A 26491-nucleotide genomic window follows, 5' to 3' on the forward strand; every position below is an offset into this window, starting at 1 on the left:
TGGCCCCGTTCCGCTCCGTCATCGCAACAAGTGGTAGCGCGACGCGGCGCGCCAAGGCAAGAGATGCTTGCGTGTCGCGGTGGCCCGTTCTAGCGCGCAGAAAAATGGGTCCTATGGTTACAAGTGTAACTGGTCGGGGTGAACAGGAGATCGGGCGTGGACGCGGCGCAGGCGGTACATGAAAAATTCCTTGCGGCACTGATGCAGGGGAGACTGCCCGGTCGCGGCGATGCGCCCGATCCGGCAACAGCGGGCCTCTCGCGCGGTGACGCGACCGATATTTTTCTCTCGCAGTTAACCAGCCGCCAGATGGACCGGCTGTCGCGCCATCTTCAGGCGCGCGGCGAGGGTTTCTATACGATCGGCTCGTCGGGGCATGAGGGCAATGCCGCCGTCGCCGCGGCGCTGCGCGTCACCGACATGGCGTTTCTTCATTATCGCTCCAACGCCTTTCAGCTTCACCGCGCGCGGCAAGTACCGGGGCAGACGGCGACGTGGGACATGTTGCTGAGCTTCGCGGCGTCGAGCGAGGATCCGATTTCGGGCGGACGCCACAAGGTGATCGGGTCGAAGCCGCTCAACATCCCGCCGCAAACCTCGACCATCGCTTCGCATCTGCCCAAGGCGGTCGGCGCGGCCTTCTCGATCGGAATCGCGCGGCGGCTGGGCCGGACGGGTTTGCCGCTCCCCGACGATGCGGTAGTCCTCACCAGCTTCGGCGACGCGTCGGCGAACCACTCGACCGCGCAGGGCGCGTTCAACACCGCCGGCTGGGCGGCGTTCCAGGGCTCGCCGATGCCGCTGATCTTCCTGTGCGAAGACAATGGCATCGGCATTTCGACCCGCACCCCGACCGGCTGGATCGAGGCGCAGTTCCGCCACCGTGCGGGCCTCCATTATATCCAGTGCGACGGCACTGACCTTGCGTCGGCCTATGCCGGGGCGTGCGAGGCGGCCGATTATGCGCGCCGCTATCGCAAGCCGGTGTTCCTCCACATGGCAACGGTGCGCCTCTATGGCCACGCCGGGTCGGACGTGCAGGGCGCCTATCTTCCCAAGGCCTTGATCGAGGCCGACGAGGCGCGCGACCCGTTGCTCGCGGGCGCGGCGCTGATGGTCGAACAGGGTTGGATGACCCCGGCTGAAATCGCCGAAGCCTATGAAGATATTGGCACAACGCTCGCCCGGCAGGCCGAAGCGGCGATCCTTCGCCCGAAGATCACGACGCCGGCGCATGTGATGGAGAGCCTGATCCCGCCGAAGCGCGAGGTCGTCCGCGCGAATACGCCCTCGGCCGAGGATCGCAAGGCGATGTTCGGCAGCGACGCCGGCGCGATGGACAAGCCGCAGCATATGGCGCGCCTGCTCAGCTGGGCGCTCGCCGACCTGATGCTTGCCTATCCTGAAATCGTCATCGCGGGCGAGGATGTCGGGCCGAAGGGCGGGGTCTATAATGTCACCGCGAAGCTGCATCAGCGCTTCGGATCGGCGCGCGTCGTCAACACGCTTCTCGACGAACAGGCGATTCTCGGGCTCGCGATCGGCATGGCGCACAATGATTTCCTGCCGATGCCTGAAATCCAGTTCCTCGCCTATGTCCACAATGCCGAGGACCAGATCCGCGGCGAGGCGGCGACGCTCAGCTTTTTCTCCGACGGCCAATATACCAACCCGATGGTGCTCCGCATCGCGGGGCTCGGCTATCAGAAGGGCTTCGGCGGCCATTTTCACAACGACAACAGCCTTGCGGTCTTCCGCGACATTCCGGGGGTCATCCTTGCCGTGCCCTCGAACGGCCGCGATGCGGTGGCGATGCTGCGCGAATGCGTGCGGCTCGCGCGCGAGGAACAGCGCGTCGTCGTCTTCGTCGAACCGATCGCGCTCTATATGACCCGCGACCTTCACGAAGAGGGCGATGGTCTGTGGACCAGCGTCTATGAAGCGCCCGGCTCGGATACGCCGATCCGGCTGGGCGAGGTTGGCGTGCACGGTGACGGGACCGACCTCGCGATCGTCACCTATGGCAATGGCACTTATTATTCGCGCCAAGCCGAAAAATTGCTCGCGGCTGATGGCGTGAAGGCGCGCGTGATCGACCTGCGCTGGCTCGGCCCGGTTGACGAGGAAAAGCTCGTGGCGGCGGTCGGCGACGCCAAGCGCATTCTGATCGTTGACGAATGCCGTATCACCGGATCGCAGAGCGAAGCGCTGATGGCGACCTTCGTCGAGCGCACCCCGGGCAAGAAAATCGCGCGCATCGCCGCCGATGACAGCTTCATTCCGCTCGGCCGCGCGGCGACGCTGACCCTGCCCAGCCGCGATTCCATCTATGCGGCGGCAAAGGAGCTTTTGGCATGAGCGCGCGCAGAACCGCCCTCGTCGTCGCCCCCGGGCGCGGCACCTATGGCAAGGGCGAACTTGGCAGCATCGCCCGGGTGCACGGCGCGCGCTTCGGCGACCTCATTGCGAACTTCGATGCGCAACGCCGCGAGCGGGACCAGCCGACGGTCAGCGAACTCGACGGTGCCGAACGCTTCAGCGTTGCGACCCATATGCGCGGCGACGTCGCGGCGCCGCTGATCTACACCGCAACGGTCCTCGATTTCCTCAGCATCGACCGCGAGGCATTCGACATCGTTGCCGTAGCGGGCAATTCGATGGGCTGGTACAGCGCGCTCGCCTGCGGTGGGGCGGTGTCGGTCGAGGACGGCTTCCGCATCAGCAATGCGATGGGGCTCAACAGCCAGACCCACGGACCCGGTGGGCAAATACTGCTCCAGATCGTCGACGAGGATTGGCGGCCGGTGCCGGGCCTGCGCGAAACCCTGCTCGCGCTCGTCGCCGCTATCGGCGCGCGGTCGGGCCATGCGCTTGCGCTGTCGATCGACCTCGCCGGAATGCTCGTGCTCGCGGGCAATGAAGAGGGCCTTGCGGCGCTGCTTGCCGAAGCGCCGCCGACACCCGGTCGCGATCCACTGCGCCTTGCAGGACACGGCCCGTTCCACATGCCGCTGATGTTCGGCAGCTCGGACAAGGCGAAGGCGGAATTGCCGGCCTCGCTATTCGGACGCCCTGCGCTGCCGCTGGTCGATGGGCGCGGCCATATCTGGCGCCGCCTGTCCAGCGAGCCGGAGGCGCTGTGGAATTACAGCTTCGGCCACCAGATTCTCGCGCCCTATGATTTTGCGCTGTCGGTGCAGGTGGCGGTCAAGGAATATGCCCCCGACGTCATCATCCTGCCCGGCCCCGGCGACACGCTGGGCGGCGCGATCGCGCAATCGCTGATCGGCATCGGCTGGCAGGGCATAGCGGACAAGGCCGATTTCATGGCACGGCAGGCGAAAAATCCCGTCCTGCTCTCGATGGGCCGGCCTGAACAGCGCGAGCGTGTCGTAAAAGGCTGATAGCTCGCAACGGCCCGTATCGTCCCCGCGTTACTCGGCCTCGGTGCTGACGCCCAATGCGGGAATGCCGATCGAGCGTCGGCCGCCGAAATCGGATCGCACGACGATCGCGCCCTGCTTTTCCATATACTCGAGCAGGCGCCGGACGCGGCCCGACGAACTGGTGCCATAGGCGCGCGCGAGCGCGTCATCGTCGGGGCAGGCGCTCCCCTCCATGGCCGCGCGCGCGATCAGGGTGAAGGGCGCGAGCATGTCGTCGGGAAGCTGTCCGGCCGCGCCGATCAGTTCCTGCCACTCGGGCTGGGCCGGTTCAAAGATGCCGCCCTTGGCAAAGGCGAAGCGGCGGCGAAACTGGGTGAGGTCGAGCGGGACGCGCGCCAGCCGCTGCATCCGGCAGCGCACCGAGAAATCCTGATAGAGGAAGGATTCGGGGTGAAAGGCGTTGCCGGGATCGGCGAGCATGTCTTCAAGCACCGTGATGATCGCGGCATCGACGTCGGGCGTGTCGATTTCGGGTGCGCTGCTGCCATCGCTCGCGCTGCCGTCGTCATGGTCCGTTGCAGCCTGTTCGGCGAAACGGCGGATCAGTTCATCGGGCGCGACCGGCGGCGGGGCAGGGGGCGGAGGCGGCTTCACCTGCGTTTCCAGTTCGGCGAACAACATGGTGCGCATATCCTGTGGCTCGGCGGCGGGCATCGGCATCAGGCCGTGGGTTCCCATGCGCGTCGCCGTCCGGGTTGCGCCGATCCTGACCGAGATCGGCCGGCGCGAAATTGCGGGACCAAGGCCAAGGAAGGATCCGCGCTCGAGCTCGCGGATCTGTTCGGCCTGCCGGCGCTCCATCCCGAGCAGGTCGGCGGCGCGCGCCATGTCGATGTCGAGGAAGGTACGCCCCATCAGGAAGTTGCTTGCCTCGGCGGCGACATTCTTCGCGAGCTTGGCGAGCCGCTGGGTGGCGATCACCCCCGCGAGTCCGCGCTTGCGTCCGCGGCACATCAAATTGGTCATCGCGCTCAGGCTGGCGCGGCGGACATTGTCGGCGACGTCGCCCGATGCGCTGGGCGCGAACATCTGTGCCTCGTCGACGACCACCAGCGCGGGGAACCAATATTCGCGCGGGGCATCGAACAGCGCGTTCAGGAAAACTGCGGCGCAGCTCATCTGCGCTTCGATATCCAGCGTGTCGAGGCTGAGGACGACCGAGGCGCGATGCTCGCGGATGCGCGCACCCATCGCTGCAATCTCGCGCTCATTATAGTCGCCGGCATTGACGACGACATGGCTGTACGTGTCGGCGAGGGTGGTGAAATCGCCCTCGGGATCGATCACGACCTGCTGGACCAGCTCGGCGCTTTCTTCGAGCAGGCGGCGCAAAAGATGCGACTTGCCCGACCCCGAATTGCCCTGGACGAGCAGGCGCGTCGCGAGCAGTTCCTGCACGTTGATATGGACGGCCCTGCCCGCTCCTTCGGTTCCGATTTCGATGCTGCTGTCCACGCGCCTGCCCCTACCGGGACGCCGTTGGCTTGACAACGGGCAAGGCCAAAACGGGCGTGCCCCGTCAGGCTGGCGGCAACACCGCGCGCCAGTCGTCGCTATGGCTCACCATGCCTTCGAAGGTGAAGAGGTCGGCATTGCGCCATCGTTTTTCGGGCGCTTCCGTGCCCGCCTCTTTGGCCTGCGCGAGCATGATCTTGCGGAATTCGAAGATCGCGCGGTCGCTCGATCCCAGCTTGTCATGGCTGCGGTCGGCGATCGGCCCCATCGATTCCCACATCGCCATATCCTGCGTCGGAATGCCCTTGATCCCGGTGAAGTCGCCGGCGGCCATCGCCGCACGATCCTGCTGATAATCATTCTCCGCGTTGCGATATTTGCGAAAGGTGACGGGATCGATATCGACCCCGGGGGTCGCGTCGCAGAATTGCCGCCAAGCCTCGGTCGAAATCCCCTTCGTCTCGTGCCAGGCGATCCAGTAAAACATGCAGTTCACATCGTCGATCGGGACCAGCATCTGGATCAGGCGATAGCGGTCGGTCGGCGGGATCATCACGGTGAAGGGCGCGGCGAACAGCGTCGTGCGGACGTAATCCTGCTTGTCGGCGTCGGCGATCGGGGTGCGGATCGCGGCATAGCGAAAGCCATAGGGGGTGCGCTCGACCTGCAGTCGCGGCGACTTGTCGGCCGACGGGCGCAGCCACTGGCTGTCGGTCGCGGTCGATCCCGACACGTCGGTTGCGGTGGGCATGTTCGATGAATGGAGGCTGCTGCTGTGCGCCGAATCGATCGACCCTTCCAGCACCTGAGCCCAATTGCACGCGGCGTGCATCTTGACGATCGCGATCCTGTCGTCGGGCGCCTTGGTCCACACCGGAGGGTCGAAGGGCGCGGGATTTTCGGGGTCGCCCATCCACGCCCAGACGAAGCCGCCGGCCTCGCGCGCCGGATAAGCGCGGGTGCGCATCGATTCGCGCAGCTTGGCCTCGACGGGTTCGGATGACATGTCGACCGCCTGTCCGGTCACGTCGAATTTCCAGCCATGATAGAGGCAGCGCAGTCCGCATTCCTCGTTGCGCCCGAACACCAGCGAGGCGCGGCGGTGCGGACATTGCTCGTCGAGGACGCCGACGCGGCCCTCGGTGTCGCGGAACACGACCATATTCTCACCCAGCAGGCGCGCGCGGCGCGGCGGGCCGTCGCGCTCGGCGACTTCCTCGCTCATGCACACGGGCATCCAGTGGCGGCGCATTACCTTGCCCATCGGGGCATCGCCTTCGACGCGGCAGAGGAGGTCGTTTTGCTGAGGAGTCATGGTCTTTCCCGAATGTGGCGAAGCCGCCCGATGCCTGTGTTGAAAATACTTCTATATAGAAGTAATTTGCTTTTCAAGGGGGCGGGGGTTAGACGGGTGCGCAAGACTTTCGGGAGCGGCGGATGACGGTGCGATTGGCAGTGCTGGGGTTGGGGCGCGGCGCGGTGCTGACTGTGCCCGCGCTGGCGGCGCATCCGCGAATCACGCTCGTCGCCGGATGCGATCCCCATGCCGATGCGCGCACGGGTTTCGGGCTTCCCGCTTATGCCAGCGCCGACGAATTGTTCGCGCATAGCGCCGATTTCGACGCCGTGTACATCGCGTCGCCGCATGAATTTCATGCGCGCCACGCGATCATGGCGGCCGAAGCGGGCAAGCATGTCCTTGTTGAAAAGCCGATGGCGGTGACGCTGGCCGAGGCGGCAGCGATGGTCGCGGCGGCGGACGCGGCAGGAACGATATTGATGGTCGGGCCCAGCCATGGCTATGACCCGCCGGTCGCGCTGGCCGCCGATCTGATCGCATCGTGTGAAGCGGGCGCGGTACGGCTGATCCACGCCGCGAACTTCACCGACTTCCTCTATCGTCCGCGCCGCCCGGCCGAACTCGATACCGCGCAGGGCGGCGGGGTGGTGCTGAGCCAGGCGACGCACCAGATCGACATGATCCGCCGCCTTGCAGGCAGCCGGGTCGCATCGGTGCGGGCATGGACCGGCGGCTGGGACGCGCGCGCGGCCGAGGGGGCGTTCACCGCGCTGCTGAGCTTCGAAAATGGGGTCGCCGCGAACCTCACCTATTCGGGCTACGCGCGCTACGACAGCGACGCGCTGGCGGGCTGGGCGGGCGAGCTGGGCGGGATCAAAGACCCGGCAGCCCATGGTCGTGCGCGCGCGGCGCTGGCGGGTGCCGACGAACAGGCCGCAAAGGCGGCGCGCACTTTTGCTGCGGGCCGTCCCGTGGGCGCACCCCCACAGCATCACGAGCGCTTCGGCACACTCGTCGCGCTATGCGAAAAGGCCGATCTCGAACTGACCCCGCACGGGGTGAATTTTCACGGCGACGACGGAATGCGCAGCATCGAGGCGCCCTTGCCGCCGGTGCAGCGCGCCGATGTCGCCGATGCCTTCGTCCGGGCAATCCTCGATGGCGAACCGCCTGTGTTCGACGGGCGCTGGGGCTTGGGCAGCCTGGCCGTCTGCCACGCCATCCTTCGCTCGGCGCGCGAGGGCCGCGACATTGCGCCCTCCGACCTTCTTCCTTCCTCGCACTGAAAGACAGACATGACCCGCCTCCCGATTTCGCTCGCCTGCTGGAATTATGACCGTACCCAGGCGCTCGCCGACGGCAGCATCCGGCCCGACGGCATCGACCTCAATTTCCAGACGCTCGAGGTCGAGGAGACCTTCTTTCGCATGCTGCGGCACCGCGAATTCGACGCCGCCGAAATGTCGATGTCCTCCTATTGCGTCACCCTGTCGCGCCCCGACCCGGCGTTCATCGCAATCCCGGTCTTTCCATCGCGGCTCTTCCGCCACAGCTGCATCTTCGTCTCGGCGAAAAGCGGGATCGAGACCCCAGCCGATCTGATCGGCAAGCGCATCGGCGTCCCCGAATATCAGATGACCGCACCGGTCTGGATCCGCGGCATTTTGGCCGACGAATATGGCGTCGATCCCGCAAGCGTGACCTATTATACCGGCGGCGAGGAACAGCCGGGCCGCGACGAGAAACTGAAGCTCACCCTGCCCGAGAAATTCAAGCTCCAGCCGATCGGACCCGACCAGACGCTGTCGCAAATGCTGGCGGATGGCGAAATCGACGCGCTGCACACCGCGCGCACGCCCAGCACTTTTTATTCACAGCCCGACAAGGTGCGCCGCCTGTTCACCGATTTCGTTCCGGTCGAGCAGGATTATTACCGCCGCACCGGCATCTTCCCGATCATGCACGTCGTCGCGATCCGCCGCGAAATCTACGAAAAGAACCGCTGGATTGCGCGGTCGCTGCAAAAGGCGTTCGAGGCGGCGCAGGCGAAGGTGTATGAGGAATTGCTCGTCACCGCATCGCTAAAGACGATGCTGCCATGGCAGATCGCGGCGGTCGAACAGGCGGTGAGCTTGCTCGGACGCGACTGGTGGCCCTATGGCTTCGGCCCGAATCGCGCGGTGATTGACACCTTCCTGCGCTATCATCACGAACAGGGCCTATCGTCGCGGCGACTGCAACCCGAAGAGCTTTTTGCCGAGGAATGTTTTGAAGCCTTCAAAATCTGACACCGGCCAGCATAGCTTCGGCTTCGCCGTCCGCCGTGCGCACCGCGCCTTCGACCGCGCGTTGCAGCGGCGGCTCGCGGCGCACGGCATCGCGACGGGTTACTGGTATTATCTGCGCGCACTGTGGGACGAGGACGGGCTGACCCAGAAACAGCTCTCCGACCGTACCGGGGTTGCCGAAAACACGACCGCTGCGATGATCACCGCGATGATGAAGGACGGACTGGTGACGCGCACCCGCGCGGCCGACGACAAGCGCAAGTGGCGAATCGCGCTGACCCCGCATGCCAAGGAACTGCGCGCCGCGCTTTTCCCTTATGTGGCAGAGGTCAACGGCATCGCCGCGACGGGTATCAGCGCGAAGGAACAGGCTCTGTTCCTCGATGTGATCGAGCGCATGACCGCCAATCTGGCGCAGGACAACCTCACCAACTGACATCGTCTGCGTGCCCCGCAGCCGCCATGTCGCAGCACCGCCGTGCTGCGCAATAAAGGCTTGCGTCCGCGTTCGCCCCGACGATATAAGTTAGTATGCTAAGTAATTTGCGGCACGCGCCGCCCGCCCGCACTTTGTACGACAAGATATGGGACGCCCATGCGGTCGCCGAGGATGACGGTGAAACGCTGCTCTATATCGACCTCCACCTGCTGCACGAGGTGACCTCGCCGCAGGCCTTTTCCGCGCTTGCTGCGGCGGGGCGGGCGGTCCGGCGTCCGGCGCGGGCGCTGGCGCTGTGCGATCATAATGTGCCGACCGAGGGGCAGGCGGCCGGCCCGGCGGGGGTCGCCGACGATCAGGCGCGCGCGCAGATCGAGATGCTCGCGACCAATACGGCGCGTTTCGGGATCGAGAATTTCCCGATGGGCGATCCGCGCGGCGGCATCGTCCATGTGGTCGGGCCCGAACAGGGACGCTCGCAGCCGGGAATGACGATCGTTTGCGGCGACAGTCACACCTCGACTCATGGCGCTTTTGGCGCGCTGGCGTTCGGCATCGGCACGTCGGAGGTCGAACATGTGCTTGCGACCCAGACGATCCGCCAACGCCGCTCGCGCAACATGCGGGTGATGGTCGGCGGCGACCTCGCGCCCCATGTTCATGCCAAGGATCTCGCGCTGCACCTGCTGCGCACGCTGGGCGTCGATGGCGCCACGGGACATGTCATCGAATATGCCGGGCCCGCGATTCGTGCGCAGTCGATGGAGGCGCGGATGACCTTGTGCAACCTCAGCATCGAAATGGGCGCGCGCGCCGGGCTGGTGGCGCCCGATGATACCAGCTTTGCCTATCTGAAGGGCCGCCCTTCGGCTCCGGCGGGGGATGATTGGGATGCGGCCGTTGCGCGCTGGCGCGAGTTGGCGAGCGACGAGGGTGCGCATTTCGACCGCGAGATAGCGATCGACGCGGCCGATGTGGTCCCGATGGTCAGCTGGGGCACCAATCCGTCACAGGTCATCGGCATTGACCAGCTTATTCCCGACCCCGCCGCCATGGCCGACGATGACGACCGGGCCACCGCCGGGCGCGCGCTGGCCTATATGGATCTGGCGCCCGGTGCGGCCATCGCCGGTCAGCGGCTCGACCGGGTGTTTATAGGCAGCTGCACCAACAGCCGGATCGAAGATTTGCGCGTCGTCGCCGATATCGTGCGCGGGCGCCACGTCGCGCCGCATATTCGCGCGATGGTCGTGCCGGGGTCGGGGCTGGTCAAGCGGCAGGCCGAGGCGGAGGGGATCGACGTCGTCCTGCGCGATGCCGGGTTCGACTGGCGCGAACCGGGATGCTCGATGTGCGTGGGGATGAACGCCGACCGGCTTTCGCCCGGCGAACGCTGCGCCGCGACCTCGAACCGCAACTTCGAAAATCGTCAGGGACGCGGCGGACGAACCCATTTGATGAGTCCGGCGCTCGCCGCGGCAAGCGCGATCGCGGGATGCATCGCCGACCCTTCCATGCTCGATTAGGCGGCGTCCTCGAATCGCGAAATCGCGGCTTCGTGGCGCAGCGTCCGGGCGATATCGTCGAGCCCCTCGATCAGGATACGCCGGTCGGCGGCATCGACCGCGAAGGCGATCGTCTCCCCCGACGTCAGCGCGATCTGCTGCGCTTCGAGGTCGATGGTGATCGGCGCATGCTGCGACAAGCTGCTTTCGTCGCGAAGCCGTGCGCAAATGTCATCGGGAAGGCGGATCAATAGCAGGCCGTTCTTGCGGGCATTGTTCGAGAAAATGTCACCGAAGCTCGGTGCGATGACGCAGCGAATGCCAAAGTCGACCAGTGCCCACACCGCATGTTCGCGCGACGAGCCGCACCCGAAGTTGCGGTCGGCCACCAGTATCTGCGCGTGTCGGCAGCTGGCGCGGTTCAGAATGAAATCGTCCCGCTCGCGGCCATCGGCGGCAAAGCGCAGCTCCTGAAACACATGGTCGCCCAGCCCGTCGCGGGTCAGCGCCTTCATGAAACGCGCCGGGATGATCATGTCGGTATCGACATTGGCCAGCGGCAGGGGGGCGGCGACTGCGGTCAGCCGGGTGAATTTTTCCATGACTATGCCTCAATAACTTAGCATGCTAACCATAGGCTGCTATCGGTTTTTTGCAACGCCGTTGGTATGCGGGTCGATTGTCCGGTGGGGCGGGCGGCCGATTATGTAGTCCGTGTCGAACTATATTGCCGCCCGAATCGTCGCGGCCTAAGGTTCGATCAGTTGACGGCCAAGTTTGTGGACAGGAACGGCCGAAGGGGAATGATGTTGGCCAAGAAGAACCAAGCCTATCGGCATCCCGCCGAATATTATACCGATCTGGAAAACAGTATCGGCTATCTTGCGCGTATCGTTTTTCGGTCGTTTTCGCGGCTGCTCGAACGCGGTACGTTGACCCAGGATGTGTCGGCGGGCCAGTGGCGGTTTCTGCGCCAGTTGTGGCGTGAGGACGGGATCACCCAGCGCGAACTCAGCGAACGGGTCGGGATGCGCGAACCGACGACGGTTGTTGCGCTGAAAGGGCTGGAAAAGGCTGGGCTGATCACGCGGACAAAGACCGATTCCGACCGGCGCAAGACCTTCATCTATCTGACCCCGCACGCGAAGAAGCTGGAACTGATCCTCGCGCCGATGAATGCCGAGGTCCACGAAATTGCGACCCAGGGCATGACGGACGCAGAGGTCGAGCAATTGCAGATGCTGCTGCGCCGGGTGATCGACAATCTGTCCGATGAAACGCGCAAGCTGTCGGTATTGTCGGACATCAAGGCCTGATTTCACGGCGGCGAGCGTGTGGAGGGGATTGCCGACCGGACGAAAAATAGGTTAGCATGCTAATTATTTTTTGTCCGGGAGGGAAAATGACCAAGATAGCGGTAGTCGTCGGCAGCACGCGCGACGGTTCGTTCAACAAGATGCTGGGTGAACTCGCCGCCCTGAGCCTTGTGGCGCAGGGGGCCGACGTCACCCGGGTCGATCTTTCGACCTTCGATCTGCCGCTCTATTCGGCCGCGCTCGAGGCAGGCGCCTTCCCAGCGGACGCGCTGCGGCTCAAGGATATTCTCGCCGCGCAGGACGGGCATATCTATGTGTCGCCCGAATATAATGGTTCGCTGCCCCCGCTGCTCAAAAATGCGATCGACTGGGCTTCGCGCCCCACCGGGGACGAAGGTCTGGTCGCGCTGACCGCCTATCGGGGCAAGGTCGCCGCGATCATGTCGGCATCGCTCAGCCCGTTCGGCGGTCTGCGGGCGCTCATGCATCTGCGCCAGATATTGTCGACGATCCAGATGCTGGTGATCCCCGAACAGGTTGCCATTCCCGCCGCCTATGCCGCGTTCGACGAACAGGGTGCGCTGAAGGATGCGTTGCCTGCGTCGCTAGTCGATATGACGACGGCGCGGCTGATCGCGGTCGCGAAGGCGCTGGCGGCTTAGGCGCTGCGCCGCCGCGTCATCGGGGCGGCATGTTCGATATTGTCGCCCCAATCGGCGTCGAGCGCCGCCAGCAGCACGTCGAATTGCTCCTGCCCCAGTCGCGCCGCGATCTGCGCGGTCATCGCATCCATCGCGCGCTGGGCATCGCTGCGCATCTGGGTGCCAAGATCGGTCAGCGACACGATCATGTGACGGCGATCGCCGGGATCGGGCTCAAGCCGGACGATCCCCAGCGTCACCATCTGCCCGATCGTGCTGTGGATCGCTTGCCGCGACACGCCGATGTTGCGGGCGATGTCCGACGGGCGCACGATGCCGCTGACTATATTGGTCATCACCATCGACTGCGACCGGCTGACGTCGGGCCATCCATGGTCGTGGAGCCGCGACTGCAGCCCTTCGTCGAGCCAGCAGAAACGTTGAAAAAGGGCAATGATCAGTTGGTTGGTACGCATGAGTGGAAGCGATTTTCCCCATTTGCCGACGAAGCGCCGACGGCATCAGGCTAGAAGAAGGGGGAGGGCGAGGCAAGGCAGAGTGGCGTTGCAAAGATAAAATGCTTAGTATACTACCTTTCTTGGCAGGACATCCGGGGGGAGAGACGGAGCGCATGGACGGGTTGATGCAAAATGTGCCGCTGACGGTCGATCGGATTATCGATCATGCGGCGAATTGGCATGGCGCGCGCGAGATTGTGTCGCGCGACGCCGAGGGGCGCGTCACCCGTTCGACCTGGGCCGACATTCATGCCGATGCGAAGCGCGTGTCGAACGCGCTCGCCGCCGAAGGGATTGCGCCGGGCGACCGCGTCGCGACGATGGGCTGGAACAGCGGCCGCCATCTCGCCGCCTGGTATGGCGCGGCGGGAATGGGCGTGGTTCTCCACACCCTCAACCCGCGGCTGTTCCTCGAACAAATCGCCTATATCGCCAATCATGCCGGCGACCGGCTGCTGATCGCCGACCCGGCGATTGCCGATCTGGTCGAACAATTGCTGCCGCAGGTGCCGTCGATCGAGAAAGTGATCTTCTTTTGCGACCGCGCCTCGCTGCCTGAAACCAGCTTTGCCGCGACGGCGTTCGACGACTGGATCGCGGGGCAGTCCGCCGAATATCTCTGGGGCGGGTTCGACGAGAATAGCGCGTGCGGGCTTTGCTACACGTCGGGGACGACGGGCAATCCCAAGGGCGTGCTCTATTCGCACCGCTCAAACTATATCCACGCACTGATGACGCTTCAGCGCGACGCGCTGGGCCTGTCGGCGCGCGACACGGTGCTGCTGGTGGTGCCAATGTATCACGCCAATGCGTGGGGAGTGGTCTATTCGGCGCCTGCGGTCGGCGCGAAATTAGTCCTGCCCGGCCAGCGGATGGACGGCGAATCCATCTATAATCTGATCGAGCAAGAAGGCGTCACCTACTCGGCCGCGGTGCCGACGGTCTGGCAGATGCTGCTCCAATATATGCAGGACAATGGCAAACGCTTCACGACGCTCGAGCGGGTGACGATCGGCGGCGCGGCATGTCCCGAATCGATTATCCGCACCTTCCGCGAAGATTATGGCGTCGACGTCATTCAGGGCTGGGGCATGACCGAAACCTCGCCGCTCGGTACGGTGTCGGTTCCCAATGCCGCGGTGGCAGCGCTGCCCGATACCGAACAAATGGCGTATAAGCTGAAACAGGGGCGCCTGCTCTGCGGGCTCGAGATGAAGCTCGTCGATGACGCCGGAAATCGCCTGCCGCACGATGGCAAGACCCCCGGGCGTCTGATGGTCAAGGGTCCGACGATCGCGGGCGGCTATTATGGCGGTGACGGCGGCGATGTCCTCGATGCCGAGGGCTTTTTCGACACCGGGGACGTCAGCACGATCGACGCGCAGGGCTATATGCAGATCACCGACCGCGCCAAGGATGTCATCAAATCGGGCGGCGAGTGGATCAGCTCGATCGAGATCGAAAATATCGCGCTCGGCTATGATGCCGTCGCGGTCGCTGCGGTGGTCGGCGTTGCGCATCCCAAATGGGACGAGCGCCCGATCCTGCTCTGTCAGCTCAAACCCGGTGCGACCGCGGTCGCGGCGGACCTCACCGCCTATCTCGACGGCAAGATCGCCAAATGGTGGATGCCCGACGATGTGCTGTTCGTCGACGAAATCCCGCTGGGGCCGACGGGCAAGATCGACAAGCGCGCGATCCGCGCCGGGCTCGACGGATATGCGCTGCCGTTTGAGGTCACCCGCTGAACCAATTATTTCACGACAATCGATAATCAGGAGAGACGATGATGGATCCCAACGGGAACGAAGGACTGGACGCGCAATTTGTGGGCCTCGTATCGCCGACTGCGCCGCGCATTCAGGCGGGCGGGCATCCGTGTCAGGGCATTTACTGGACGAAATCGGGCACGCGGCCAAAGGTTGCGATCATCGCGACCCATTATAATGTCGATTTCTCCGAACATTATATCGCCCCCTATTTCGCGCGGCAGGGCTTTGGCTTCCTCGGCTGGAACACGCGTTATCGCGGCGTCGAGGACCAGTTCCTGCTCGAACATGCCGTGCTCGACATCGGCGTGGGCATGAAATGGCTCAAGGAAGTCGCCGGGGTCGAACAGATCGTCATCCTCGGCAATTCGGGCGGCGGTTCGTTGATGGGCGCCTATCAGGCCGAAGCGATCGCACCGACGCTGACCGACCGGCTGCCGTCGGTAGGACAGGATGCGCTGGCGCAGCTGATCAAGGGCGACCTCTACATCAGCTTCAACGCGCATCAGGGCCGTCCTGAAGTGCTTACCGACTGGATGGATCCGTCGGTGATCGACGAAAATGATCCGACCCTGACCGATCCCGAACTCGACCCGTTCAACCCCGACAATGGCCCGCCCTATTCGGATGCCTTCATCACCAAATATCGCGCGGCACAGCGCGCGCGCAACCAGCGCATCACCGACTGGGCGAAGGCCGAACTGAAGCGTTTGAACGATGCGGGCATTCCCGACCGCATCTTCCCGATGTTCCGTTGCTGGGGCGATATCCGCTGCGTCGACCCCGCAATCGACCCGTCGGACCGCAAACCCAACTGGTGCTATCGGGGCGACCCGGCGATCGCCAACCGCACGCCCAGCATCGGCCGTGCCAACACGATCAAGACCTGGCTCAACATGTGGAGCCTCGAAACCTCGCCGTGTCAGGGGGCGCCGCACCTCGCCAAACAGAACACGCCGGCGCTGGTTGTACAGGGCACCGCCGACACCGGCGTCTTCCCCAGCGACGCGCGCAAGATCTTCGACTTTCTGGGTACGTCGGACAAAAAACTCGAACTCATCCCCGGCGCGCATTATTTCGAGGACTCGATCGAAGAGCGCCAGACCGCCGCCGATCTCGTCGGCAGCTGGATCCGGGAGAAGCTGTAAATGGGTAAGGCCGACGCCGATATCATCGCAGAATTGCGCGGCGCCGGCCTGATCGGCGAGGGCGATGTCGTCCTCGAGCCGCTGACCGGCGGCGTCTCGTGCGACGTGTGGAAGGTCGAGACGCCCTCGGGGCCGATCGTCGTCAAACGGCCGCTGGCGCAACTGCGCGTCGCGGCCGAATGGCTCGCCCCCGTCGAGCGCGGCCAGAGCGAGGTGCGCTGGCTCAAACGCGCGCGCGGCGTCGACACACGGCTCGCGCCGGAGGTGCTCGCCGAACTGCCGACCGGTCACGCCTTTGCGATGCGTTTTCTGCCCGGCTGTCCGGTGTGGAAGGACGAACTGGTCGCGGGGCGCGTCGATGCCGGTTTCGCCGCTGCCGTCGGGCGTGGGATCGCCGCGGTGCACGCCGCGACCGCACATAAGGATGCCGACCGCGACGCCTTTCCCAACGACGACATGTTCCGCGCGCTGCGCATCGATCCCTTTCTGCTTTATGTGGCGGAACATGATGCCGAACTCGCGCTGCACCTCAGCGCGCTGGCGGCCGATCTGGCGGGGCGCAAGATCGCGCTCGTCCATGGTGACGTCAGCCCCAAGAATATTCTCGTCAGCGCCGACGGCCCGGTCATTCTCGACGCCGAATGCGCGGTGTACGGCGACCCGGCGTTCGACCTTGCTTTCTGCACCACCCATCTGCTGCTGAAGGCGGTATGGCTGAATGACGCGCGCCTGACGGAGGCCGCGACCGCGCTCGTTGATGCCTATCGCGCCGGAATCGACTGGGAAGACCCTGCCGACCTGCTGCTCCGCGCGGGGCAACTCACTGCCGCCCTGCTGCTCGCGCGCGTCGAGGGCAAGTCGCCCGCCCCCTATCTCACCGACCCCGAACATAAACGCACCGTGCGCGAACAGGCGCGCGCGCTGATTACTGCGCCGTCGCCGGTCGACGCGCTCGTTACCCATTGGAAAAGGATCATTGCATGACTTCGCGTATCGCCAGCGTCACCGGCCGCCAGCTTTGGGATTCGCGCGGGCGGCCGACGGTCGAGGCCGAGGTTGTTCTCGAATCGGGCGCCATCGGGCGTGCCATCGCCCCTGCCGGGGCCTCGCGCGGCGCGCATGAGGCGATCGACCTCCGCGACGGCGGTCCGGCGTTCGGCGGCTTCGGCGTCAATGGCGCGGTCGCAGGCATCGGTGCCGAGATCGCGCCCGCGCTGACCGGGATGGACGCGCGCGATCAGGCGGCGATCGACGCTGCACTTTGCGCGCTCGACGGGACGCCGAACAAGGCGCGGCTCGGCGCCAATGCCGTCGTTGCCGTATCGATGGCGGTGCTGCACGCCGCCGCAGCACATGCGCGCGAGCCTTTGTGGCGCTATCTCGCGGGCGGCGCGAAAGTGCGCATCCCGCTCCCCGAAATCCAGATTTTCGGCGGCGGCGCGCACGCCGGACGCCGCACCGATGTGCAGGATTTCATGGTCATGTGCCCGAAGGCGGGAAGCTTTCGCCGCGCGCTCGAAATCACCGACGATGTCTATCGCGCCGCGGGCAAGCTGATGGAGGCGAAGGGGCCGCTCACGGGGGTCGCCGACGAAGGCGGCTGGTGGCCGAACTTCGCCTCGAACGAGGATGCGCTCGACACCCTCACCCGCGCGATCGAGGCGAGCGGCCACCGCGCGGGCGACGAAGTCCATATCTCGCTCGACATCGCTGCGAACGAACTGGGCGATGCGTCGGGCTACAGCCTCGCGCTCGACGACGGCCGCCTCACGAGCGAGGAAATGGCCGCGCGGATCGTCGAATGGGCAAAGCGTTATCCGATATTGTCGATCGAGGACCCGGCGGGGCAGGACGACTGGACCGCGATGGCGGCGGTGACCGCGGCGATCGGCGACCGTGTCCAGATCATCGGCGACGACGTGCTCGTCACCAATGCCCGGCGCGTCGCCGATGCGGCCGACGCGGGCGCGTGCAACGCCGCGTTGATCAAGGTCAATCAGGTCGGTACCGTCACCGAGGCGAAGGCCGCGCTCGATGCGGCCGTCGCGCGCGGCTGGGGCGCGATCGTCTCGGCGCGCTCGGGCGAGAGCGAGGATGTCACCATCGCGCATCTCGCGACCGGCTGGAACGCCGGGCAGTTGAAAGTCGGCAGCTTTACGCGCTCCGAACGTATGGCGAAGTGGAACGAGATGTTGCGGATCGAAGAAGCGCTGGGCGCCGACGCCGAATATGCCGGGGCCTCCGCCTTTGCAGCGCCGATTGCGGCGACGCTGGGATGATCGTCCTCCATGCGCGCCCGAGCCCCGGTTTTCGCGCCGCGGTCGATACGATCTTCGGCCCCGGCGTCGTAACCCATGTCGATGAGGCGGCCCCGCTCGATGACGTCGCGGGCGAGATCACCGCTTTGCTCCATGTGCTGACCCCGGTGACGGCGGACTTCATCGCGTCGGCGCCGAAGCTCAAACTGATCCAGAAGCTGGGCGTCGGCGTGAACACCATCGCGCTCGATGCGGCGCGGACGCATGGCGTCGCGGTGTGCAATATGCCCGGCACCAACAGCCAGGCGGTCGCCGAAATGGCGCTGTCGCTGATGATGGCGGTGCTGCGCCGCACCTGTTTTTTCGACGCACGCACCCGCGCAGGCGAAGGCTGGACCGCCGATCCGTCCGAACTCGATCATGTCGGCGAAGTCGCCGGACGCACCGTCGGCCTCGTCGGTTTCGGCCATTCGGCCCAGCTTCTCGCTCCCGTGCTCGCGGCGCTGGGCGCGAGGGTCGTCTACACCGCGCGCAATCCGCGCGACGTGCCTTATGAATATTGGCCGCTCGATCGGCTGGTTGCCGAGGCCGATATCGTCTCGCTGCACATCCCGCTGACCGACGAGACGCGCGGGACCATCGACCCCTTCGCGATGAAGCCCGGCGCGGTGCTGGTGAACACCGCACGCGGCGAGCTGGTCGACGAGGCACGACTGGTCGATGCGCTGGCGTCGGGGCATTTGCGCGGCGCCGGGCTCGACGTCTTCGCCGCAGAACCTTTGCCGCCGGGGCATCCGCTGCTCGCCCAACCCAATGCGGTGCTCGCACCCCATATCGCGTGGCTTACCCCCGAAACGCTCACGCGCAGCCTGACGGTCGCGCAGGAAAATTGTCGCCGTCTCGCCGCGGGCGAGGCGCTTTTGCATCAGGTGGTCTAATGTCGCTTCCCATCGTTCTCATCACCGGCCAGCTTTTGACCGACGCGGTGTGGCAGCCGCTGCTCGATGCTTGGCCCGACCGCGAAGTGATCATTGCCGACAACCGGAGCGACGACACGATTGAGGGTTTCGCGCAGCGCCTGCTCGACAATGCACCGCCGAAGTTCGTGCTGGTCGGCCACGCATTGGGCGGCTTTATCGCCTTCGAAGTGATCCGCCGCGCGCCCGAACGCGTCGCGAAGCTCGCGCTCATCTCGACCCTCGCTTCGGCCGACGGCCCGGCGCAGACCGCACGGCGGCAGGGCTATATCGATCTCGTGACCAGCGGACAGTTCGATCAGGTGGTCGAGGAGCGTATCCCGATCCTCTTCCCCGAGCATAAGCGCAGCGACGCGCGTCTGCTCGGCATCGCGCGCCAGATGGCGGCCGATACCGGCGCCGAAACCTTCCTCGCGCAGCAGCGCGCGATCATGGCGCGGATCGACAGCCGGCCGCGGCTCGGCGAGATTGCGGTGCCGACCCTGCTGATCTGGGGCGAGCAGGACGGCATCACCAGCCGCGCGCATCATGACGAGATTTTGGAAGCGATCCCCGGTGCGCGGCTGGAGGTCGTGCCGGGCGCCGGGCATTTGCCGACGGTCGAGGTGCCCGAGGCGGTGGCGGCGTTGCTGACGGAATTCGTCGATCAATAACACGCGTCATTCCCGCGAAAGCGGGAACCCAAGCTTTGTTCTTCCTTTTCTTTGCGCCTTCGCGCCTTCGCGTGAAATCAGAAAAATCTCACGCAAAGGCGCAAAGGCACGAAGAAGAAATGAGCCGGATTCCCGCCTTCGCGGGAATCACAAAGCTATTTGAGTTCGGCGCGCACCATTGCCGCGCCGTCGACCATCGCCTTCAGCTTGGCCTGCGAATGTTCGCGGCTGTGGTACTTCATCCCGCAGTCGGGGGCGATCCACAGACGTTCGGCGTCGATATAGCGCAACGCCTCGCGGATGCGGCCCGCGACGACTTCGGGGGTTTCGACCTCGGGGATCGACAGGTCGAGCACGCCGTACATGATCGTCTTGGTCGGCAGTTCGGCGAGGATCGCGGGGTCGAGCCCGGGCTGCGCCGCCTCGATCGAGATCACGTCGATCGCCGAGGCTTCGAGTTCGGCAAGGAAGTCATAGGCCTTGGGCTTTGGCTTGGTTGAACCCGCGCCGTGATGAACCATCGCATAGCCGAAGCAGATGTGGAGCGCGGTCGTGCCATCGACGCCGTCGAGCGCGCGATTGATCGCCTCGATGGCATAATATTGGGCTTCGTCGGCGCGTGCCTGCAAATAGGGTTCGTCGAGCTGGACGACATCGACCCCGGCGGCGAACAAATCCTTCACCTCGGCATTCACCGCGTCGGCATAATCCATCGCGAGCGATTTCGCGTCGGTATAATATCCGTTCTCGGCCTGCTGGGTCATCGTAAATGGCCCGGGCAGCGTCAGTTTTACCGGTTTGGTCGAATGACGACGCAGGAAAGCGGCGTCCTGCGCCTCGATCGGCGCGATGCGGCGGATCGGTCCCGATACCAGCGGCACCGGATTCGATTTTCCGGTGCGATCGACCGCGCTGCCATGCTTGTCGGGATCGATCCCCGAAAGCGCGGTCGCAAGGCGGTTCGAATAGCTTTCGCGGCGCATTTCGCCGTCGCCGACGATGTCGATGCCCAGCTCTTCCTGATCGCGGATCGCCATCAGCGTCGCGGCTTCCTGCGCGTCGGCGAGCCATGGCGCGGGGATGCGCCACAATGTCTCGGCGCGCACCCGTGGCGGCAGGCTGGCCTTCAACCGTTCGCGGTCGATCAGCCAGTCGGGTTGGGGGTAGCTTCCGACGATCGTCGTTGGCAGGATCGGATGCTTCAGCAAGGCTTGTCCTCTCGATTTTTGGGCTGGTCAAACATTTGCTTAGTATTCTATCTAATTCAAGTTGAAAACGAAGCTGGGAGAGCGAAATGATCGATCTGGAAGCCATCCGGACGCTGGCCGATATTCCGGCGGCGCAGGCGCGCGCGCGCGGCGATGCCGTTGCGGTGAAGTTCGGAGATCGTGAGACGAGCTTTGCCGAACTCGATGCGCGGTCGAACCGCGTCGCGAATGCGATGATCGCGTCGGGGATCGTGCCGGGCGACCGTGTCTCGGCGCTGACCAAGAACCACGACGGTTGGTATCCGCTCTTTTTCGGCACCGCGCGCGCGCGCACTTGCTTTGCGCCCATCAACTGTCGCCTTGCGCCCGCAGAGATCGGCTTCATCCTCGGTGATGCCGGGCCGAAGCTGTTGTTTGTGGGCGAAGATTTCTTCGACTGCGCGCTTGCCGCAATCGCCGGCCTTGCGTCGCCGCCGCGCCTCATCGCGCTCTATGGCGCGCACCCCGCGTTCGAACCGTTCGACGCATGGCTGGGCGAGGCATCCGACCTGCCGACCGCCGACACGCCGCAGCTCGCCGACGATGTGCTCCAGCTCTATACCAGCGGCACGACCGGCCTGCCCAAGGGCGTCGTGCTCACCAACGCCAATTACCGCACCTTCCTCGAAGCCGCGACCGAGGTCGATGGCTTCGCCTACGGCGAGGACGAGACGGTGATGATCGTGATGCCGCTGTTCCATGTTGCGGGCACGAACGTCAGTTTCTCGGGACTGGCGCAGGGCGGGCGGCTGGTCCTCGTCAAGGATTTCACCGCGGCCGACGCCATCCGCATGATGCGCGAAGAGAATGTCGCGCACGCCTTTCTGGCGCCGGCGATGATCCAGATGATGCTGCTTCAGCCCGCCGCGAACGAAGGCGCTTATCCCGCGCTCAAGTCGATCGCCTATGGCGCGTCGCCGATCGCCGAGGATGTGCTGCGCCGCGCGCGCGCGACGTTCGGCTGCGATTTCGTGCAATTCTATGGCATGACCGAATCCGCTGGCGGCGGCTCCTATCTGTCGCCCGGCGCGCATGATTTGCCGGGCAAGCTGACGTCGTGCGGCAAGCCCTGGCCGGGCACCGACATGGCGATCCTCGATGGCGAGGGGCGTGCGCGTGGCGACGGCGAGATCGGCGAGATCGCGATCCGCGGCGGCATCGTTATGAAGGAATATTGGAACCGCGCGGCGGCAACCGAAGAGGCGCTGGCTGGCGGCTGGCTGCACACCGGCGACGTCGGATATCGCGATGCCGACGGCTTCTATTATGTCCACGACCGCATCAAGGACATGATCGTGTCGGGCGGGGAGAATGTCTATCCGGCCGAGGTCGAAAGCGCGATCATGGGCTGTCCCGGCGTCGCCGACGTCGCGGTGATCGGCGTCCCCGACGACAAATGGGGCGAAGCGGTAAAGGCGCTGGTCGTCGCGGCGCCGGGCGAACAGCCCGATCCCGCCGATGTCATCGCATGGGTCCGCGCGCGGATCGCGGCCTATAAGCTGCCCAAGAGCGTCGAGTTCGTCGACGCGCTGCCGCGCAACCCGTCGGGCAAGGTGTTGCGGCGCGAATTGCGCGCACCCTATTGGGAAGGCCGTGACCGCGCGGTGGGATAGCGGCACGGAACGGCGGGAGCGCTCCCCCGCCGGGAGCAGCCGGTCCGGCGGACAAAAAAAGGGCCCGACGCGAACGCCGGGCCCGAGGAGTGTTCTTGGGGAGAAAACCTATTCGGCGGGGACGGTCGCCCGTCCGGTGATCATGCCTTCGGCCTTGCTGCCGTCGGCGCGTACCGGATCGTGCGCAATATCGTCCTCGTCGAAAACCTTGGTCCATGCCGCAAATTCGAGGCACACGCCGTCGGGGTCGAAGAAATAGACCGAGCGGACATAAACATCGTCATGCATCTCGGCTGACGACTGGGTTTCCGAATTGTCATGATTCAGGATCGGGGTGACCTCGACCCCCTTGTCGATCAGCCGCTGGTAATATTCGTCGAATTTGTCGGCGCGGACATTGATCGCGAGGTGGTTCATCGACCCGTGCGCGGACATGAAATTGCCGCGCGTCGGCAGGGCTTCGGGCGCCGAGACGCCGGGGGCGGCTTCGGGCGCATTCGGGAACCAGAAAAAGGCGAGGCTGTCGCCATTGCCGATGTCGAAGAAGAAATGCTGACCGCGCCCGCCGGGCAGGTCGAGCGTCTTGAGAAGCGGCATGCCGAGGATGTCGCGGTAGAATTCAACCGTCCGCGCCATATCCTTGCACACCAGCGCAAGGTGGTTGACGCCGCAAAATTCAAATTCGGTGTTTGTCGAAGCCATGATCCGTCTCCTGTTCTGGTTCAAGCGGGGTTGGCGCTGGGCCGGCTTTTGATCCGGTCGTACCAGCGGGTAATATGGGAGAGGGCGGGGTCGATCGGCTGGCCGACATTCGCCCCGAAATCGAGGAAGGCAAAAAGCAATATGTCGGCGAGCGTCAGCCGGTCGCCGGCGATAAAGTCGCGCCCGGCGATCTGCGGGTCGAGCCATTGCAGCCCGTCCTGCGCGATTGCCTTCAGCCCCGGTGCGGCATCGGGCAGACAGCGCATCCGCGGCGCGAACAGCGGCAGGCCCTCGGCGTAGCGGAAGCCATTGGTCAGCGGCTCGCAAATCTTGAGGTCGATGCGGCGCGCCCACATGCGGGTATTCGCGCGTTCCTCGGGCGTGGTGCCGATCAGCGATGCTTCGGGATAGACTTCGTCGAGATACTCGCAGATCGCCAGAATCTCGGTCAGCATCGATCCGTCGTCGAGTTCGAGCGCCGGAGTCTGCCCCGCCGGGTTGATGCTCTCATTATAGGGGGCGCGCCGATTCTCACCGCCGCGCAAGTCGATCTCGACCTGCGGCAGGGTGATGCCCTTCTCCGCCATGAACATCGTCACGACGCGAGGGTTAGGGCCGACGCTGGTATAAAGCTTCATGGCCATCCTCTCGCTTTCACTTTTACCATCCCTGAGCATAACCGTCAACTAGATTGACGGTTATGCCGCAGCTCATTCGGGTTTCGGCCGCGGGGCGCTCAGGAAGTCGGCGGCGTTGAAGCCTTCGGGCGCGGCGACCTCGACGATCGGATCTTCGCGTGCATCAAATTCCATCCGCAGCGCGCGGGTCATCACCGCGTGCATGTCGTAAAGGCAGGTGATGTACGTGAATTCGAAAATCTGTTCGTCATCCCAGAAGGTCCTGAGCTTCTCGAAGATTTCCAGCGGCACGCGCCCGCCGCCCTGCGACAGGCAGTCGGCATAGGCCAGCACGGCGCGTTCCTGATCATTATAGCAGTCGGCGACCGTCCAGTGGGCGATGGCGGCGATTTTCTCTTCGCTGACGCCCAGGCCGCGCAGCGACTTGCAATGCTGCGAGAAGACGAACTGGCTGCCCTTGACCCAGCCGGCGCGGGTCTGGCCGAGCTCGCGCAGCACCGGGTCGATCTTGCGCGCCGGGTGGCGATAGACGGCAAAGCCGTCGACGGCATGTTTGAAGATGTCGGGCGCGAGCGCGAAAACCGTCCACCAGTCGCCCGGGGTGCCCGTTGCGGTGCCGGGTTCGGCGACGGGATCGCGCTCGCCGAACAGGCGGTTGTAATAGGCAAGGACGGTTTCGTCGGTGACTTCCGAACGGGGAACCTGACGCAGGACGGGCATGGGTTTCTCCTTAAGTGGCAGCAAATTTGCGGAACTCGGCGACGTGCGCCGAATCGAAATATTCGTCGAGACGGGTGATCTGGCCGCCTTCGACCTTGCAGATGATCGCGCAGGGCAGGCGCACTTCGCCATCGTCATGGACGCGGCGGCCCTTCAGCACGTGCTGCTGGACGAAGCCGCCGGGAAAGGCGGTCAGCCGCCGGTCGGCATATTCGCGGTCCTTGATCCGCGCGACCATGGCGGTCAGCGTCACTGCCGTCTGGTCGCGGGTGCCGATCACTTCGTCGGTGTTATGCCAGATTTCGGCATCGGGGGTGAAGGTGGCGCGCATGGCCTCGATATCGCCCGCCTCGATCGCGTCGAAAAAGCGTGTCGCCATCGCGGCGATCTCCTCTTCGCTGTCCATCATCTTCTCCTCTCGTTTCGCGCTTACCCGGCGAAATCCGTTATTCGGCGAAATCCTTGTCCAGATGTCGCGTCATCGCATATTGGGCGAGACCGGCGACGACGGCGAAGGGGATGATCGCCATCAGCGCCCAGCGCAGGCTTTCATCGCCATATTCGGGCTTCAGCGCGTCGCTGATCATGCCGACGAACAGCGGACCAAGGCCGAGGCCGACGATGTTGAACATCAGCATCAGGACGGCGGAAGCGGTGGCGCGTGAGCGCGGCGCGGTAAGATTCTGGACCAGTGCCAGCGCCGGGGCGACATAGACGATGCACGCCGCCATCGGGATCAGCATCAGCGCGAGCGACAGCTGCCAGCTGTCGACAAGCAGCGCGGCGATGAAAGTCGGGACGAGCACGGCGGCCGCGATGGCCGGGATGGTGCCATAGGCGCGCGGCGATGTGCGCGCCGCGCGGCTGACCAGCCAGCCGCCCCCCAAAATGCCGACGCCAAAGGTGATGCCAGCGGCGGGCGCGAACCAGGTCGACATGGCCGACAGCGGCATCCCCTGCACGCGCATCAAAAAGGCCGGGATCCAGTTGAGCATGCCATAGCTGACGAACGCCGCCATTCCGCTGCCGATCATCACCATGCGCAGCGAGCGGCGCTGCGCAAACATCGCCAGCGTCTGTCCGATCGGTAACGGTGCGTCCTCTTCTGTCCGCTTGTCCATTTGGCCCCGGGCGGGTTCGCGCACCAGCCAGATCAGCAGCGGCGCAACGATGATGCCGACGGCGCCGATCACCAGGAACGCGCCGCGCCAGCCGATATGCGCCGCCGCCCAGGCGCCGAAGGCCGCGCCGACGAAGACGCCGAAGGGACCATTGAGCGTGAACAGGCCGATTACCAGCGGGCGCTGTTCCGCCGGATAATAGTCGGCGAGCACCGACAGCGACGGGGCGGTGCCGCCCGCTTCGCCCGCGCCGACGCCGAACCGCATCGCCGCGAGCTGCCAGAAGTTCGAGACCATCCCGCACGCGGCGGTAAAACCGCTCCACACGATGCAGGCGATTCCGATCAGCTTGATCCGGTTCCAGCGGTCGGCGATCATCGCCATGGGGATTCCCATCGCGGCATAGAAAAGCGCGAAGGCGAGTCCGGTCAGAAGCCCGAACTGGGTGTCGCTGAACTGCATGTCGGCGCGGATCGGTTCGACCAGGATCGACAAAAGCTGGCGATCGACGAAGTTGATCGTGCCGACGACGAAGAGCATGCCGAGCGCAAGATTGCGGCGCAGCGCAAGGCCTCGATCCGACGATGCGGCAGGTCCTGCGAGGACGGTGGCCTCAGTCATAGCACTCCCCAAAATCAACGATTCTTGTTGTTGAAAAAATACTTAGATATTTAAGGGTATCTGTCAATCCGCTTTACGATGATCAAAAAAATCCCCCCTGTCCAGCCGGACAGGAG

The 26491-nt window shown here is 64.8% G+C and carries 25 protein-coding genes; 15 read left to right on the top strand and 10 right to left on the bottom strand.

Annotation, left to right across the window (positions count from 1 at the left end; all coding sequences use genetic code 11):
* Positions 1–156 precede the first annotated feature (156 nt).
* Complete coding sequence (locus ACSYDV_RS13930) at positions 157–2358, top strand: dehydrogenase E1 component subunit alpha/beta (RefSeq protein ID WP_438324421.1); 2202 nt, start codon at positions 157–159, stop codon at positions 2356–2358.
* Positions 2355–3404: an ACP S-malonyltransferase gene (locus ACSYDV_RS13935; RefSeq protein ID WP_438324422.1), complete on the top strand. Its 1050-nt coding sequence runs from the start codon at positions 2355–2357 to the stop codon at positions 3402–3404. The genes ACSYDV_RS13930 and ACSYDV_RS13935 overlap by 4 nt, the downstream gene beginning before the upstream one ends.
* A 30-nt stretch (positions 3405–3434) precedes the next feature.
* Here the strand turns inward: ACSYDV_RS13935 and ACSYDV_RS13940 are convergent, their stop codons facing one another.
* Positions 3435–4901, bottom strand: a complete 1467-nt coding sequence (locus tag ACSYDV_RS13940; protein WP_438324423.1) for a helicase HerA domain-containing protein — start codon at positions 4899–4901, stop codon at positions 3435–3437.
* A 64-nt stretch (positions 4902–4965) separates the two neighbouring features.
* A complete protein-coding gene (locus tag ACSYDV_RS13945) occupies positions 4966–6216 on the bottom strand; it encodes a Rieske 2Fe-2S domain-containing protein (RefSeq protein WP_438324424.1) in 1251 nt (416 codons plus the stop codon).
* Positions 6217–6338: 122 nt separating this feature from the next.
* Between ACSYDV_RS13945 and ACSYDV_RS13950 the strand changes: the two genes are divergently transcribed.
* The 4 genes from ACSYDV_RS13950 to leuC all read left to right on the top strand — a co-directional run bounded on the left by ACSYDV_RS13950 (position 6339) and on the right by leuC (position 10454).
* On the top strand, positions 6339–7487 hold the full coding sequence (locus ACSYDV_RS13950; RefSeq protein WP_438324425.1) for a Gfo/Idh/MocA family protein: 1149 nt from the start codon (positions 6339–6341) through the stop codon (positions 7485–7487).
* Between the two features lie 9 nt (positions 7488–7496).
* Entirely contained in the window at positions 7497–8489 is a 993-nt protein-coding gene (locus ACSYDV_RS13955; protein ID WP_438324426.1) for an ABC transporter substrate-binding protein, read from the top strand.
* Positions 8470–8925, top strand: a complete 456-nt coding sequence (locus tag ACSYDV_RS13960; protein ID WP_438324427.1) for a MarR family winged helix-turn-helix transcriptional regulator — start codon at positions 8470–8472, stop codon at positions 8923–8925. Before ACSYDV_RS13955 ends, ACSYDV_RS13960 begins: the two co-directional genes overlap by 20 nt.
* A 95-nt stretch (positions 8926–9020) precedes the next feature.
* Positions 9021–10454: a 3-isopropylmalate dehydratase large subunit gene (leuC, locus tag ACSYDV_RS13965; protein ID WP_438324428.1), complete on the top strand. Its 1434-nt coding sequence runs from the start codon at positions 9021–9023 to the stop codon at positions 10452–10454.
* Here the strand turns inward: leuC and leuD are convergent.
* Positions 10451–11035, bottom strand: coding sequence for a 3-isopropylmalate dehydratase small subunit (gene leuD, locus ACSYDV_RS13970; protein WP_438324429.1), 585 nt, complete (start codon positions 11033–11035; stop codon positions 10451–10453). The two genes, leuC and leuD, sit on opposite strands and share 4 nt — an antisense overlap.
* Positions 11036–11239: 204 nt before the next feature.
* On the opposite strand from leuD, the gene ACSYDV_RS13975 reads away from it, so the two are divergent.
* Together ACSYDV_RS13975 and ACSYDV_RS13980 are read left to right on the top strand one after the other, a co-directional pair.
* A complete protein-coding gene (locus tag ACSYDV_RS13975; protein ID WP_438324430.1) occupies positions 11240–11749 on the top strand; it encodes a MarR family winged helix-turn-helix transcriptional regulator in 510 nt (169 codons plus the stop codon).
* A gap of 86 nt (positions 11750–11835) precedes the next feature.
* Positions 11836–12411, top strand: a complete 576-nt coding sequence (locus ACSYDV_RS13980) for an NADPH-dependent FMN reductase (RefSeq protein ID WP_438324431.1) — start codon at positions 11836–11838, stop codon at positions 12409–12411.
* Here ACSYDV_RS13980 and ACSYDV_RS13985 read toward each other — a convergent pair.
* Positions 12408–12866, bottom strand: a complete 459-nt coding sequence (locus tag ACSYDV_RS13985; protein ID WP_438324432.1) for a MarR family winged helix-turn-helix transcriptional regulator — start codon at positions 12864–12866, stop codon at positions 12408–12410. The two genes, ACSYDV_RS13980 and ACSYDV_RS13985, sit on opposite strands and share 4 nt — an antisense overlap.
* 155 nt (positions 12867–13021) lie before the next feature.
* Between ACSYDV_RS13985 and ACSYDV_RS13990 the strand changes: the two genes are divergently transcribed.
* Genes ACSYDV_RS13990 through ACSYDV_RS14015 form a run of 6 tightly spaced genes read left to right on the top strand, consistent with a single transcriptional unit; the run spans position 13022 to position 19713 of the window.
* Entirely contained in the window at positions 13022–14656 is a 1635-nt protein-coding gene (locus tag ACSYDV_RS13990) for a long-chain-fatty-acid--CoA ligase (protein WP_438324433.1), read from the top strand.
* A gap of 38 nt (positions 14657–14694) precedes the next feature.
* On the top strand, positions 14695–15825 hold the full coding sequence (locus ACSYDV_RS13995; protein WP_438324434.1) for an alpha/beta hydrolase: 1131 nt from the start codon (positions 14695–14697) through the stop codon (positions 15823–15825).
* Positions 15826–16809, top strand: coding sequence for a phosphotransferase family protein (locus ACSYDV_RS14000; protein ID WP_438324435.1), 984 nt, complete (start codon positions 15826–15828; stop codon positions 16807–16809).
* Positions 16806–18104 carry a phosphopyruvate hydratase gene (gene eno, locus ACSYDV_RS14005; protein ID WP_438324436.1) on the top strand — a complete coding sequence of 433 codons (1299 nt, stop codon included), beginning with the start codon at positions 16806–16808 and terminating at the stop codon, positions 18102–18104. Before ACSYDV_RS14000 ends, eno begins: the two co-directional genes overlap by 4 nt.
* The gene (locus tag ACSYDV_RS14010) at positions 18101–19021 is read left to right on the top strand and encodes an NAD(P)-dependent oxidoreductase (RefSeq protein WP_438324437.1); all 921 of its coding nucleotides are present in this window, start codon (positions 18101–18103) and stop codon (positions 19019–19021) included. Before eno ends, ACSYDV_RS14010 begins: the two co-directional genes overlap by 4 nt.
* On the top strand, positions 19021–19713 hold the full coding sequence (locus ACSYDV_RS14015) for an alpha/beta fold hydrolase (protein WP_438324438.1): 693 nt from the start codon (positions 19021–19023) through the stop codon (positions 19711–19713). The genes ACSYDV_RS14010 and ACSYDV_RS14015 overlap by 1 nt, the downstream gene beginning before the upstream one ends.
* 155 nt (positions 19714–19868) lie before the next feature.
* On the opposite strand, the gene ACSYDV_RS14020 is transcribed toward ACSYDV_RS14015, so the two are convergent.
* The gene (locus tag ACSYDV_RS14020; protein WP_438324439.1) at positions 19869–20921 is read right to left on the bottom strand and encodes a uroporphyrinogen decarboxylase family protein; all 1053 of its coding nucleotides are present in this window, start codon (positions 20919–20921) and stop codon (positions 19869–19871) included.
* A gap of 86 nt (positions 20922–21007) precedes the next feature.
* Here ACSYDV_RS14020 and ACSYDV_RS14025 point away from each other — a divergent pair, with 86 nt between their 5' ends.
* Positions 21008–22573: a long-chain-fatty-acid--CoA ligase gene (locus tag ACSYDV_RS14025; RefSeq protein ID WP_438324440.1), complete on the top strand. Its 1566-nt coding sequence runs from the start codon at positions 21008–21010 to the stop codon at positions 22571–22573.
* A 108-nt stretch (positions 22574–22681) separates the two neighbouring features.
* On the opposite strand, the gene ACSYDV_RS14030 is transcribed toward ACSYDV_RS14025, so the two are convergent.
* The 5 genes from ACSYDV_RS14030 to ACSYDV_RS14050 form a co-directional block, all read right to left on the bottom strand.
* Positions 22682–23275, bottom strand: a complete 594-nt coding sequence (locus ACSYDV_RS14030; protein WP_438324441.1) for a VOC family protein — start codon at positions 23273–23275, stop codon at positions 22682–22684.
* 20 nt (positions 23276–23295) lie between these two features.
* A complete protein-coding gene (locus ACSYDV_RS14035; protein WP_438324442.1) occupies positions 23296–23913 on the bottom strand; it encodes a glutathione S-transferase family protein in 618 nt (205 codons plus the stop codon).
* Positions 23914–23985: 72 nt separating this feature from the next.
* Complete coding sequence (locus ACSYDV_RS14040) at positions 23986–24633, bottom strand: carboxymuconolactone decarboxylase family protein (RefSeq protein WP_438324443.1); 648 nt, start codon at positions 24631–24633, stop codon at positions 23986–23988.
* Between the two features lie 10 nt (positions 24634–24643).
* Entirely contained in the window at positions 24644–25039 is a 396-nt protein-coding gene (locus tag ACSYDV_RS14045; protein WP_438324444.1) for a nuclear transport factor 2 family protein, read from the bottom strand.
* A 40-nt stretch (positions 25040–25079) separates the two neighbouring features.
* Entirely contained in the window at positions 25080–26375 is a 1296-nt protein-coding gene (locus ACSYDV_RS14050) for a spinster family MFS transporter (protein ID WP_438324445.1), read from the bottom strand.
* Positions 26376–26491: the final 116 nt, after the last annotated feature.

This window comes from Sphingopyxis selenitireducens (assembly GCF_051550705.1).
Lineage (GTDB): Bacteria > Pseudomonadota > Alphaproteobacteria > Sphingomonadales > Sphingomonadaceae > Sphingopyxis.